We start from the raw sequence: 12,737 nt of genomic DNA, 5'->3' as shown, positions 1-12,737 counted from the left end.
GAGGGCCGGTGCGGCTCCCAACAAAAAGGCCATGCAGATCGCTCCGCACGGCCTTTTTTTCTCGGTCGGAAAGCCAGCCTTACGCCGCCTTCTTCTCCGCCTGATAGCGGGCGATCGCTTCCAGGGTGATGCGCTTGGCGTCTTCCGCGCCGCCCCAGGTGCCGATGCGCACCCACTTGGTCTTTTCCAGATCCTTATAGTGGGTGAAGAAATGCTCGATCTGCTCCATCACGATGCCGGGCAGGTCGTCCTTCTCGCCGACATCGGCATAATAAGGGAAGGTCTTGTTGTCGGGGACGCAGACCAGCTTTTCGTCGCCGCCCGCTTCGTCTTCCAGGTTCAGCACCGCGATCGGGCGCGCGCGCACGACCGATCCGGGGACGAAGGGCGAGCGGGCGATGACCAGTGCGTCCAGCGGGTCGCCGTCGGGCGACAGCGTGTGCGGAACGAAGCCGTAATTGGCGGGGTAGCGCATCGGCGTGTGCAGGATGCGGTCCACGAACAGCGCACCCGACGCCTTGTCGAACTCATATTTCACCGGTTCGCCGCCAACGGGAACCTCGATGATGACGTTCAGGCTGTTGGGCGGATCGTCGCCGACAGGGATCAGTTCGATATTCATGGCTATGCCTTTATCTTCGCGTGGGGGTGCGGGTGAGTCATGTTCTCGGTTTCAGCAGCTTATCGAGGCTGCCTTCACCCTCTCCTGTCTTTTCGAGGCGCGGATAGCGCAGGCCACCCGAATAATCGAGTGTCAAAGTGCGATAGTATTTATCCTGTTTCAGGATAATTTGGATCGGTGCCTTGGCCTTGATCGCGGCCTTCCACACGTCGCCGGAAAATTCGTCGCCATTGACCGCAAGGATCTTCGATCCCACGGCCAGCCCCGCCTTGAACGCCGCACTGTCCCAGATGACGCCGCTGATTTCGCCGTCATTCTTGACGATCGCGCCCAGGCCGAAACTCTGGTCGACCATCTTGCCCGATCCCTCGGCCGCCTTGGTGATGGCGCCCGGCTCCTCGCCATAGACCAGCTTGTAACCGCCCAGGATGAAGCCGCCCTTGGGCGTCTCGCGCGTGGGCTGGTCGACATATTTCTGGAAGAAGCCCGCCCAGTCATAAGGGGCGATGTCGTTCAGCGTCCTGATAACATCGCCGCGGTTGTAGACGACCTGCCCCCAGTCGCCTGGATTGATGCCGAAAAAGGCCTTGGCGAAATCATCCAGGCCCTTCTTGCCGCGCGTCGCCTTGGCGATGATCGCGTCGGCCTCCAGCCAGATCATCAGGCCTTCATTATAATAATCCTCGGACCGCTGCCAGCTCGGCCAGCCCTTGGGACGGCGGGCGGAGATGACGGGGTCGAGCGTGGTGTCCTCCATCGGGCGCCACTGACGGCCGACCGTCGTGTCCAGCTTGGCGGCGATATGGGCATAGGCGTCCAGCGTCTCGGCCTTGGAAAACATCCCCGACCGCGCGCCCAGCACATAGCCCCAGAATTGCGTCTGCCCTTCATAGACCCACAGCAGATTGTCCTGCATCGGCACGTTGAAATCGGGGGTCCAGAGCAGGTCGGGGCGGCGGAACTTGCCGTCCCAGCTATGGGTGAATTCATGCGGCAGCAGGTTGCGGTCGAGCAGTGCCTCGCCTGAATCCCATTTCTTGAAATAGCCCGGCTCGACCTGATTCTCGGACGACCGGTGATGCTCCAGGCCGATGCCGCCCATCTCGTCGGTGATGGCGAGCAGGAAGTCGTAGTGATTGAAATGATAGGTGCCGAACAGGGCGCCCGCCTCGGCCACCAGCTTCCTGTGCCTGGCGATCTGATCGGGCTTGAAATCCAGTTCGTCGGCGTCATCGGCGACGATGTTCAGCGTCACGTTGCTGCCAAGGTCCACCGGCTTGAAATAGCGGCCGGCAAAGACCGGCGAATCCTGCAACGCCTCATAGTCGATCGTCTCATAGGCGACGCGATCACCGCTCTTCGTGCCACGCAGCGCGGTCGCGGCCTGCCAGCCGGTGGGATAGGTGACGCTCGCCTGGATCGGGATCTGGCGGGTGTAATAGCCGGCCGGATAGAGCGAGACTGATTCCCACTGGATATTCAGCATCTTGGGCGTCACGACGACGCGCCCCTGGTTGGGCTGGGTGGCGGACAGGAACTGGAACTGCGCCACGACTTCAGTCGCGCCCTGCGGCACGTCGATCTGGAAGGCGTAGACGTTCAGCGGATCGCGCTTCCATGTCACGGGCTGGCCGCCCACGGTGAAGCTGATACCGGTCAGCTTCTCGATCTGCCCGCGCGGCGCATGATTGCCCGGCAGCCATTGCGGCATCAGCAGGGTCAGCGGGCCGGCGGCTGCGACGGGGATGGTTTCCCTGACGCGGAAGATGCGCTGGGTCGTGTCGGTCGCATCGACCTCCAGCCGGATGGTGCCGCCCGGATAGGGTATGTCCCTGGGCGCGGGCGTTGCATCGTTGACGGGCAGGGCGGTCGGCCTGGAACGGATCGCGTCCTGCGCGAACAGCGGTGTGGCGATCGCGGTTGAAAGGCCCGTTGATAGGCATAGTGCGGCAGCAAGGCTGCGGATCATGGATGTCTCCAGAAATTTTTGCAGGGCCGGGCGGCCCGATTGCCTTCCAGCATGGCGCTATGAAGGGCCTGCGTCCACCCCGTCCGCGCGAAAAGGCTTGATCGGCGCGATGGCTTTGGCCATGCGATATGACATCGGGATAAGCGGCTTCCCGGTCAGCGCGTCCGCGCCAAAGGCTGCCTCATAAACCGCCTCCGGGCGGAGCATGGAGCCGTGCGTGGACCGTATCTTCCTTTTCACCTCTTTCACCCTTTTGTTCGTTGGTGCGCCATCTGCTCTGGCGGAGGATGGCCTTTCTCTCTCGGGCAATGTCCGCATCCGTTATGAAGCGTTGGACGGGCAGGCGCGCGCGGGACTCGATGACCGGATCGACCTCGCCAGCCTGCGTACCGTGATTGCTGCCGATTATCGCCATGGTCCGATTCATCTCGGCGCGGAATTGTGGGACAGCCGTGCCTGGGGCGGCAAGCCGGGGGAGGGGATCGGCACCGGGGAGGTGAACACCCTGGAGCCGGTGCAGGCTTATGTCGCGGCTGATCTCGGTTCGGTGCTCGGGCGTGACAGCAAGACAGCGGTGCAACTGGGCCGCTTTCTCCTCAATCTCGGATCGCGGCGGCTGGTGGCGGCCGATGATTATCGCAACACCACCAACGGCTATAGCGGCGCGCGGGTGGATATCGCGACGGCGAGTGGCGGGACGGCGACGCTTATCTACGTCCTGCCGCAGATGCGCCGGCCCGACGATGAGCAATCCGTGCTCGATAATGCGGTTGCGATCGACCGGGAAAGTTTCGACCTCCGCCTATGGGGCGGTTATGCCGCGCAAAAGCTGTCGCGCGGGTCGATGATCGAACTGGGCTATGTCGGCCTCGCCGAACGCGATGCACCCGGCCGCCCGACGCGCAACCGCCATCTGCACAGCTTCAGCGCGCGCGTGATGCGCGATCCCGCACCCGCCCGGTTCGACTATGAGGTGGAAGGCATCTGGCAGATGGGACGTGTACGTGCGAGCAATGCGCCCGCTGCGGCATCGCTCGATGTCGCGGCCTGGTTTGTCCATGCCGATGCCGGATACAGCTTTCCAGGCGCGTTGAAGGCCCGCCTGTCCGCAGAATTCGACTATGCCAGCGGTGATCGGCCCGGTGGCCGCTATGGCCGGTTCGACACGCTGTTCGGGATGCGTCGCGCGGATTTCGTACCGGCGGGTATCTTCGCCCAGACCGGCCGCGCCAATATCCTGACGCCCGGCCTGCGCATCGAAATGGCGCCGGGCAAGCGGCTGGACCTGTTCGGAAGCTGGCATCCGATGTGGCTGGCGTCACGTACAGACGCTTTCTCGACCAGCGGCGTGCGCGATGCGACCGGTCGCTCGGGTCGCTTCGCTGGGCATATGGTCGATGGTCGCCTGCGCTGGTGGGCCGTGCCGCAGCGGGTGCGCGCCGAACTCAATGCCAGTTGGCTGGGCAAGGGGCGTTTCCTGCGTGATGCGCCCAATGCGCCGCGCTCCGGAGACGTCCGCTATATCTCGCTGGCGCTGACCACGACATTCTAACGGTCGCGGCCGAAAAAGCGCGTTTCCTTGGGAGGCGTTTGCCGTTAAAGGCGCTGCCCCATGGCGAAGATCGAAACCCCGCGCCCCGTGCGCGGCACGCAGGATATGCTGGGCGGCACCACCGAAGCGTTTCAGGAGCGCTTCGCGCATGTGGTCGCGACGTTCGACCGGGTGCGCAAGCTCTACGGCTTTCAGCGGGTCGAGGTGCCGGTGTTCGAATCCACCGGCGTCTTCGCGCGCTCGCTGGGCGAAAGCACGGACGTCGTCTCGAAAGAGATGTACACGTTCGAGGATCGCGGTGGCGACAGCATCACCCTGCGCCCCGAATTCACCGCCGGCATCAGCCGCGCCTATATCACCGAAGGCTGGCAGCAATATGCGCCCTTGAAGGTCGCCACCCACGGTCCGCTCTTCCGCTACGAGCGCCCGCAAAAGGGCCGTTTCCGTCAGTTCCACCAGCTCGACGCCGAAATATTGGGCGCGGGCGAGCCGGGCGCGGACGTGGAACTTCTTGTTTTTGCTGACCAATTATTGCGTGAGTTGGGCGTTTCGGACGGCGTGACCCTGACCCTCAACACGCTGGGCGACGCGGCCAGCCGCGATGCCTGGCGCGCGGCGCTGGTCGAACACTTCATGTCTCACACGCATGATCTTAGCGAAGATAGCCGCGACCGCCTGCACCGCAATCCGCTGCGCATCCTCGACAGCAAGGACCCGCGCGATCGCCCGATCGCCGACAGCGCGCCGGATATCGACGCCTATCTGACCGACGAGGCGCGCAGCTTTTTCGAGAAGGTGACGGCGGGCCTCGACGCCGCGGGTGTCGCGTGGGAACGTAATTCCCGGCTGGTGCGCGGCCTTGATTATTATCGCCACACCGCGTTCGAATTCGTCACCGACCGGCTGGGCGCACAGGGCACGGTGCTGGGCGGCGGCCGCTATGACGGGCTGATCGAGAATCTGGGTGGTCCATCCACCCCGGCGGTCGGCTGGGCAGCGGGGATCGAACGGCTGGCGATGCTGGTGGATATGCCTGCCATCGACAAGCCAGCGATTGCCGTCATCCCGATGGGGGAAGCGGCCGAGATGAAGGCGACCGGCATCATCGCTGACCTGCGCCGCGCTGGCGTCGCCTGCGACATGGGCTATCGCGGCAATATGAAGAAGCGGATGCAACGCGCCAATGCTAGCGGAGCCGCCTGGGCGATCATCCTGGGCGACGATGAACTGGCGCGGGGCGAGGCGGCTGTCCGTAACCTGGGCACTGGTGAGCAGCAGGCGGTGCTGCTGGATGCACTGATCGGGACGGTCACGGCGCTCTGATGCACATCTCCGCCGAACGCATCGCGCAGATCGAGGCGCGCCGGGACGAGGTGCAGGCGTCGATGACCCGCAGCGACCTTGCGCCCGATGCGTTCGTGCGGCTGTCCAAGGAATATGCCGAGATCGAGCCGGTGGCGAGGGCCGCGCGCGAATTGCGCCGGTTGCGGCAGGAACTGGCCGCGCTGGAGATGATGACCGGTGGCGAGGAAGCCGATCCCGCCATGCGCGACATGGCGCAGGAGGAGATGCAACTCATCAAGGGCCGGCTCCCCGACGCGGAACGGGCGCTGGCGTTGCAACTGCTGCCGAAGGACGCGGCCGACGCCCGGCCCGCCATGCTGGAAATCCGCGCCGGCACCGGCGGTGATGAGGCCGCGCTCTTCGCTGGCGACCTGTTCCGCATGTATCAGCGCTATGCCGATGCGCAGGGCTGGAAGATGGAGATGATCTCCGCCAATGCTTCGGAACAGGGGGGCTTCAAGGAAGTGGTCGCCTCCATCAACGGCGTCGGCGTCTTCGCGAAGCTGAAGTTCGAAAGCGGCGTCCACCGTGTCCAGCGCGTGCCCGTCACGGAAAGCGGCGGACGCATCCATACCTCTGCCGCGACCGTCGCCGTCCTTCCCGAGCCGGAGGAGGTCGACGTCCAGATCGCCGACGGCGATTTGAAGATCGACATCTACCGCGCTTCGGGTGCCGGCGGGCAGCATGTGAACACCACCGACTCCGCCGTCCGCATCACCCATTTGCCCAGCGGCATCGTCGTGACCCAGCAGGACGAACGATCGCAGCACAAGAATAAGGCGAAGGCGATGCAGGTCCTGCGCGCGCGCATCTACGAAGCCGAGCGTGAGCGCACCCAGAGCGAGCAGGCTGGCGCGCGCAAGGCGATGGTGGGATCGGGCGACCGGTCGGAACGCATCCGCACCTATAATTTCCCGCAAGGGCGCGTCACCGACCACCGCATCAACCTGACGCTGCACCGCCTGCCCGAGATTCTCGAAGGACCGGGCCTCGCCGAAGTCATCGATGCGCTGATGGCGGAGGATGAAGCCGCCCGTCTCGCGCAACTGGACGGGGCGGGGTGAGCATTCCCGACAGGCTGCGCACGTCGACTGTCCAGCTCGCTGTCGGTAGTGACACGCCGCGCCTCGACGCCGAATTGCTGATGGCCCATGCGCTGGGCCTGTCGCGCGCCGATATGCTGCTGCGCCAGCGCGATCTTGATGTGCCCACCGGTTTCGCCCCGCTGCTGGAACGTCGTCTGGCGGGCGAGCCGATCGCCCATATCATCGGCATCCGCGATTTCTGGACGATCAGCTTGACGGTCACGCCCGATGTCCTGATCCCACGTCCTGACACCGAAACGCTGATCGAGGTGGCGGTCGATCATTTCCATGATCGTGTACCCGGCAGCGTCCTGGACCTTGGCACCGGCTCCGGCGCATTGCTGCTGGCGGCGCTCGCGCAATGGCCGCAGGCACGGGGACTTGGCATTGACGCCTCCCCCGCTGCACTCGCCGTGGCGCAGGGCAATGCGGCCAGGCTGGGTCTGGCGGACCGCGCCGTCTTCCGACTGGGCGACTGGGCGGAGGGTGTGGAGGGGCCGTTCGATCTGCTCCTTATCAACCCGCCCTATATCGCGCGGGACGAAGTGCTTTCGGGCGATGTCCTGCGCGAACCGGCCAGCGCGCTGTTCGCGGGCGTCGACGGGCTGGACGATTATCGCCGCATCGCGCCTGACCTGCCGCGTCTGATCGCGCCCGGCGGCCTGGCGGCGATCGAGATTGGCCATGACCAGAGGGAAAGCGTCTCCGCACTGTTGATGGAAAAGGGGCTGGACGTGGCGGTGCGACGTGATCTCGCCGGGCATGACCGCTGCCTTCTTGCGGTCCATCCGTCGTGAACAAGGCTTGATTTACCATAGGACAAGCGAAAATTGCTTGGTTTATGGCGTGAAAGCCACTACATCAGCGTCAGGGACGGCTCTATCTTGTGACATGGTCGCACAGGCCATTGATAGAAAAGGCCGTTTTCCCGCTCCTTAAAGTCATGACGGCGCTCGCTGCGCAAGCGCCGTTGGCGGCTGGGTGATGGTCCGGCAAGGACTGTGCCCGGCGGAGCCGTATCCGGCCTGAAATTCGGGCCGTGCTTGGGGATGGCGACTGAACAGTGTTTTCAGTGAAGTTTGGCATAGCGAACGCAAGGATCATGTCTTGATCAACAATCGGCAGGCCGGTCGCCGCAATCGCGGCCGGAATAATAATGGACGTCCCAACGGCAACAATCGGGGCGGTGGCGACAATGGCAACAGGATTGACAACCGCGCGCGCGGCAATGCGACCCAGCTTCTTGAGAAATACAAGAATATGGCGCGCGATGCCCAGATGGCGGGTGACCGGGTGAATGCCGAATATTATCTGCAGTTCGCCGACCATTATTTCCGCGTGCTCGCCGACAACCGGGCACGGCAGGACGAGCAGCAGCAGCGTTTCCGCCCTCGCGAGGATAATTTCGACGAGGATGGCGAGGATTATGACGCCTCCTATGAAGGGGGCGAGGATTTCCGCAGCGAACAGCCGTCCTCCTATGAGCGCCCCCAGCGTGACCAGGCTCAGGAGCGCGCTCCGCGCGATCAGGCCCAAGAGCGTGCGCCGCGCGATCAGGATCGTCGTCAGGATCGGAGCGAGGGATCGCGCGACCATCGGGAAGGGCGCGATGCCCGTGACGGCCGCAACACTTATCGTGACCGCAATCGCCGTGACCGCTTCGGTGCGGAGGAAGGCGGGGTTGCGCGGCAGGAAATGGGCGTAGAAGGACCGGCGGGCAATCCCGCTGTCGAGCCTGCGCCGCAGCCGATCGTGGAAGCGGAAGCCGAAGCGCCGCGTCCCCGCCGCGGCCGCCCGCGCAAGGTTGTTGCACCGGTTGAGGCTGGCGAAGGCTTCGATGCCGCCGTCCTGCCGCCGTCGATCGCGCGCGCCGACAATGACGCCGAAGCGGATGTCGAGGAAGCGCCCAAGAAGCGCGCTCGCCGCCCGCGCTCTACGGCCGCGACCGAAGCCGCCGAATAAGCGGCTCGGCTTTTGGGGATGAAAAAGGGACGGCGCCCATTGCGCCGTCCCCTTTTTTTGTCCGCTTTCCAAGCGCCACATGATCCGGCACAAGGCTCTCCAAATCGCTGGAGAGATGCCGATGAAAGCCGCGCCCCTGCTTCCCTTGCTGCTGACCCTTCTTCCCTTTTCGGCGCAGGCGCAGGACGCCGCTGACCCGACCGGCGCCACGGCGCAGGGCGACGTTGCCGTCACCATCTATAATGGGGGGCAGTCGCTGGTGCAGGATGATCGGCAACTCGTCGTGAACCAGGGGCGCAACCGCATCGAATTTCCCGACGTATCGGCGCGCATCCGGCCGGAAACGGTGAATCTTTCCGGTCCGGGCCTTTCCATTGTCGAGCAGAATTTCGACTATGACCTCCTGTCCCCCGACAAGCTGATGGACAAGGCGGTCGGGCAGGAGGTGACGCTGGTGCGCACCAACCCCGCAACCGGCGCGGAAACGCGCGAGCGGGCCAAGGTTCTGGCGGCCAATGGCGGCATCGTCCTCCAGATCGGCAGCCGGATCGAGGTGCTGCGCGACGACGGCCTGCCGGTGCGTGTGGTGTTCGACCGGGTGCCGCCCAATCTGCGCGCCCGCCCGACCCTGTCGGTGACAGTCGAATCGGCGCGCGGTGGAACGGTGCCGGCGCGGCTTTCCTATCTGACGCCCAATCTCGGCTGGACCGCCGACTATGTCGCCTTGTTCGATGCGGCCAAGGGCGCGATGGACATGCAGGGCTGGGTCACGCTCACCAACAATACGGGCACCAGCTTCACCAATGCCAAGACCATATTGGTCGCGGGCAATCCCGCCGATGGCGGCGGCCGGACCAACTGGTGGCAATCGTCGGGTGGGGCATCGAGCGGCGCGATCGACCAGGCCGGAACCGAAAGCGGTGCGCGCGAACGGCTGGGCGACTATTATCTCTATCCGCTCGCCGCACGCACGACCATCGCCAACGCCCAGCAGAAGCAGGTCAGCTTCCTCGACGTGAAGGGTGCGCCGGTGCGGGCTACCTATGAATATGTCAACGGCTGGCTCGGCAGCACGGCCGAAGCGACGAGCGCGTCGAGCGTGCTCAAATTCTCGACCTCGAAGCAGGGCGGCCTTGGCGATCAACTCCCCGCCGGCACAATTCGCGTCTATATGCGCGACGCGCGCGGCGATCCGCAGTTTATCGGGGAGAACAGCATCGATCACACGCCCATGGGGTCGTCCATGGCGCTGCGCACCGGCGACGCCTTCGACGTCAAGGTGCGCCCCACCGTCGAGCAGCGCACCAGAAAGGGCGGCTCCCGCTGGGAAACGAAGATGCGTTATACGCTGACCAACGCCCGGCCCGAATCGGTGACGATCGATCTGGCGCAACTGGGCCTGTGGGGCGACACCCGCGTCACCATGCAAAGCCTCGGAGGGCAAAGCCTGGAGGGCAAGCGAGTCTCGGCCGACCGGATGGAATGGAGCGTGCCGGTGGCCGCCAATGGTTCGGTCGACCTCAGCGTCACCTTCGATTCGCGCTACTGACCGGACGGGCGCCCCAGTGCCGCGCTTCTTAACCCTGCTGTTGCTCTTATGGACCTGTCTTGCATCGGCGCAGGCGGGCACCGTCATTTCCACCGGGGCCGATTCGGTCTCCGTCACCGTCTATCGCCAGCCCGGCCGCACCAAGGGTGCGATCGATCGCAGATGGCCGGGTGGCTATGCGCTTGTCACCGAAACCCGCACCATCGACCTGCCCCAAGGCGAATCGGTCGTCCGATTCGAGGGCGTGGCCGAAGGATTGATGCCGGAAACGGCGGTGCTTTCGGCCATGCCGCGTGGCGTACGGGAGAAGAACAGGGACGCCCGGCTGCTCTCGCCCGCCGGTCTGGTCGACGCCTATCTCAAGCGCAGCGTCACGCTTCGTCGCACCGATCGCAAGACCGGCAAGGTGACGGAGCAGGACGCGATCATCAGCGCCGGTCCGACCGGCGGCGTGATCGTCCAGACCGCGCAGGGCTATGAAGCGTTGGGATGCAGCGGCCTGCCCGAACGGATGCTCTATCCCAAGGCGCCGCCGGACCTGTCGCCGCGCCCGACCCTGTCGGTGATCGCGAGCAGCGACCGTGCCACCCGCGCAACCGTGCAACTCACCTATCTCGCCGAAGGTTTCGACTGGGCCGCCAACTATGTGGCGGAAATGAACTCCGATGGCGGGACGCTCGACCTCATGGCCTGGCTGACCGTCGCGAATGGGGGCGTCACAGGCTTTCCCGATGCGCGCCTTAATGTCATCGCCGGCCAGCCCAACAAGCGTGCATGGGGGGCTAAACCGCGGCCAACTGGCGGCCCGTTGCACCTGACCTGCTGGCCGATGGACATCACCAGCACCCATCCGCGCTGGGAGTTGTTCCCGGTCGACATGCCCGCCCCGCCGTTGATGGAGATGGCGGGCGCGCAGGACATTGTCGTGTCGGCGCAGCGCCGGTTGGATCGCGTTGCGCTGCCAGCACCCGCCGCGCCTTCTCCTCCGCCACCTCCACCCCCACCGGAGGATGTCGGCGACCTGAAGCTCTATCGCGTGCCTGTCCCTGTCGACGTCGCCGCCAATGGTCAGAAGCAGGTCACGCTGATGCGACAGGCGGATGTGAAGGTGGAACGCCTCTACGCCGCCACCCTCTCCGGCGCGACCGATGGATCGCAACCGATGACGCTGCGCCTGCGTGTGCAGAACCGGAAGGAAGATGGACTCGGCCTGGCCATGCCGTCCGGCCGGGTCGCGCTGTTCGAGGATGTCGCCGGCGTGCGTCTGCTCGCGGGCGAAACGGATATCGGCGACAAGGCGGAGGGGGAACGGGTCGACTATGACCTTGCCGTCAGCGCTGATGTACGCATCGCTGTGCGCACCCTTTCCGAAACACGCAAGGTTCGTCATTGGGCGGTCAGGCTCGACAACGCCCGGCCCTTCGCCGTCACAGCGGAAGTCACCATCCCGCACGACATCGATCCGCGTCCCACCGGGATGGAGCGGCGCGGCAATGACTGGATCTGGCGCGCGACCGTGCCGGCCAACGGCACGCTGGACTATCAGTATAAGGAGCGCCTTGCGCGCTGATGTTCAGGCTTCGGGCAGAGGGCGTGGCCGGTGATTCGCGTCCAGCGCGACGAACGTATAGAGGCCGCTGGTCAGTTCGACCTCCTGCTGGCCGACGCCGCGTATCGCCACGACATCAATGCGGATAGCGATCGATGTGCGGCCACGCCGTTCTTCTCGCGCATAGACCGACACGATGTCGCCCAGCAGGATCGGGGTGATGAATTTCATGCTCTCGATCGCCACGGTTGCGACCGCGCCCTGCGCGATTCGCGCGGCGACGATGCCGCCGGCAATGTCCATCTGGCTCAATACCCAGCCGCCGAAAATATGGCCGTTGCTGTTGATGTCGGTCAGCCGCGGCATCACCCGCAGGACCACCTCGCCTCGTCGATCAGTCGTCAATCGGCACCTCGTCCTTCAGCCGGTCTATCACCTGTTCGTCATGCCCCGTCCCGTGCGACAGGAAAGCGAGCGCCATCAGACCGGTTCCCAGCATGAAGGTCAACCAGACCCCCAATATGGTTGCGATCGCCATGTGGAGCAGCAGCGTACCGGTCCACCAGTAGAGGAATAGCAGCGCCGCCGCGACGCATAGCACGCCGGCCAGCGCCATCCACCCCATGATGCGGCGAAACCGGCCCCAGGCCGTGGCCGCGATCTGCGGATCATCGAGCGCTTCCTTGTGTGTCATCCCTTTTCAATGGGCTGCGAAAGTGGGATCATCAAGCGGCCGAATATAATCAGTTCAGGCGAAAAGGAGAGCAGCCATGACCATCGCGGCGATATTGCAGGGGAAGGGACGCGACGTCATCCATGTGAAACCGACCGACAGCGTGCTGTCCGCGGTGCAATTGCTGGCAGAAAAGCGCATCGGCTGTGTGCCGGTGGTCGAAGATGGCGCGGTGCTCGGCATATTTTCCGAACGTGACCTGCTCTATCGTGTCGCCAGCGACGGCGCGGCGGCGCTCAATCATACGGTGGGGGAAGTGATGACCGCGCCGGCTATCACCATCGATGACCGGACCCCAATCCTCCATGGCCTGTCGCTGATGACCAAGCGGCGCATTCGCCACCTGCCGGTGGTCATAGACGGGAAGCTTAC

12 protein-coding genes (1 of these 12 cut by a window edge) are annotated in these 12,737 nt (G+C 64.6%); 8 read left to right on the top strand and 4 right to left on the bottom strand.

The genetic code is table 11. The annotated features are described in order from the left end of the window. Positions 1–79: 79 nt before the first annotated feature. The gene (gene ppa, locus MOK15_RS11535) at positions 80–622 is read right to left on the bottom strand and encodes an inorganic diphosphatase (protein WP_242931737.1); all 543 of its coding nucleotides are present in this window, start codon (positions 620–622) and stop codon (positions 80–82) included. A gap of 37 nt (positions 623–659) precedes the next feature. After that, complete coding sequence (locus tag MOK15_RS11530; RefSeq protein WP_242931736.1) at positions 660–2,591, bottom strand: peptidase M61; 1,932 nt, start codon at positions 2,589–2,591, stop codon at positions 660–662. Positions 2,592–2,808: 217 nt separating this feature from the next. Between MOK15_RS11530 and MOK15_RS11525 the strand changes: the two genes are divergently transcribed. The 7 genes from MOK15_RS11525 to MOK15_RS11495 all read left to right on the top strand — a co-directional run bounded on the left by MOK15_RS11525 (position 2,809) and on the right by MOK15_RS11495 (position 11,653). Further along, entirely contained in the window at positions 2,809–4,143 is a 1,335-nt protein-coding gene (locus MOK15_RS11525) for an alginate export family protein (protein ID WP_242931735.1), read from the top strand. Between the two features lie 60 nt (positions 4,144–4,203). Next, positions 4,204–5,466 (top strand): histidine--tRNA ligase, encoded by a 1,263-nt coding sequence (gene hisS / locus MOK15_RS11520; protein ID WP_242931734.1) that lies wholly within the window; start codon positions 4,204–4,206, stop codon positions 5,464–5,466. After that, complete coding sequence (prfA, locus tag MOK15_RS11515) at positions 5,463–6,551, top strand: peptide chain release factor 1 (protein ID WP_242932728.1); 1,089 nt, start codon at positions 5,463–5,465, stop codon at positions 6,549–6,551. Before hisS ends, prfA begins: the two co-directional genes overlap by 4 nt. Next, on the top strand, positions 6,548–7,369 hold the full coding sequence (gene prmC, locus MOK15_RS11510; RefSeq protein ID WP_242931733.1) for a peptide chain release factor N(5)-glutamine methyltransferase: 822 nt from the start codon (positions 6,548–6,550) through the stop codon (positions 7,367–7,369). The genes prfA and prmC overlap by 4 nt, the downstream gene beginning before the upstream one ends. A gap of 310 nt (positions 7,370–7,679) precedes the next feature. Then, positions 7,680–8,534 (top strand): DUF4167 domain-containing protein, encoded by an 855-nt coding sequence (locus tag MOK15_RS11505; RefSeq protein WP_242931732.1) that lies wholly within the window; start codon positions 7,680–7,682, stop codon positions 8,532–8,534. Between the two features lie 121 nt (positions 8,535–8,655). Then, complete coding sequence (locus tag MOK15_RS11500; RefSeq protein WP_242931731.1) at positions 8,656–10,083, top strand: DUF4139 domain-containing protein; 1,428 nt, start codon at positions 8,656–8,658, stop codon at positions 10,081–10,083. A gap of 16 nt (positions 10,084–10,099) precedes the next feature. Further along, positions 10,100–11,653: a hypothetical protein gene (locus tag MOK15_RS11495; protein WP_242931730.1), complete on the top strand. Its 1,554-nt coding sequence runs from the start codon at positions 10,100–10,102 to the stop codon at positions 11,651–11,653. A gap of 3 nt (positions 11,654–11,656) precedes the next feature. Here the strand turns inward: MOK15_RS11495 and MOK15_RS11490 are convergent, their stop codons facing one another. Further along, the gene (locus MOK15_RS11490) at positions 11,657–11,998 is read right to left on the bottom strand and encodes a hotdog domain-containing protein (RefSeq protein WP_242932727.1); all 342 of its coding nucleotides are present in this window, start codon (positions 11,996–11,998) and stop codon (positions 11,657–11,659) included. A 28-nt stretch (positions 11,999–12,026) separates the two neighbouring features. Next, the gene (locus MOK15_RS11485) at positions 12,027–12,326 is read right to left on the bottom strand and encodes a hypothetical protein (protein WP_242931729.1); all 300 of its coding nucleotides are present in this window, start codon (positions 12,324–12,326) and stop codon (positions 12,027–12,029) included. Positions 12,327–12,402: 76 nt separating this feature from the next. Between MOK15_RS11485 and MOK15_RS11480 the strand changes: the two genes are divergently transcribed. Further along, positions 12,403–12,737: the 5' portion of a CBS domain-containing protein gene (locus tag MOK15_RS11480; protein ID WP_242931728.1), read on the top strand. The gene runs 94 nt beyond the window's last position; the window shows 335 of its 429 coding nt (coding positions 1–335); it begins with the start codon at positions 12,403–12,405; the stop codon falls past the right edge of the window.

The sequence above is a fragment of the Sphingobium sp. BYY-5 genome, assembly GCF_022758885.1.
In the GTDB taxonomy this organism is placed as follows: domain Bacteria; phylum Pseudomonadota; class Alphaproteobacteria; order Sphingomonadales; family Sphingomonadaceae; genus Sphingobium.
This window is presented reverse-complemented; position numbering and strand designations above follow the sequence as displayed.

Coding starts and splice junctions, on each gene's coding strand:
- MOK15_RS11530 (WP_242931736.1), bottom strand. CDS start 2,591: ATGATCCGCAGCCTTGCTGCCGCACTATGCCTATCAACGGGCCTTTCA.
- MOK15_RS11485 (WP_242931729.1), bottom strand. CDS start 12,326: ATGACACACAAGGAAGCGCTCGATGATCCGCAGATCGCGGCCACGGCC.
- MOK15_RS11500 (WP_242931731.1), top strand. CDS start 8,656: ATGAAAGCCGCGCCCCTGCTTCCCTTGCTGCTGACCCTTCTTCCCTTT.
- MOK15_RS11490 (WP_242932727.1), bottom strand. CDS start 11,998: ATGCCGCGGCTGACCGACATCAACAGCAACGGCCATATTTTCGGCGGC.
- hisS (WP_242931734.1), top strand. CDS start 4,204: ATGGCGAAGATCGAAACCCCGCGCCCCGTGCGCGGCACGCAGGATATG.
- ppa (WP_242931737.1), bottom strand. CDS start 622: ATGAATATCGAACTGATCCCTGTCGGCGACGATCCGCCCAACAGCCTG.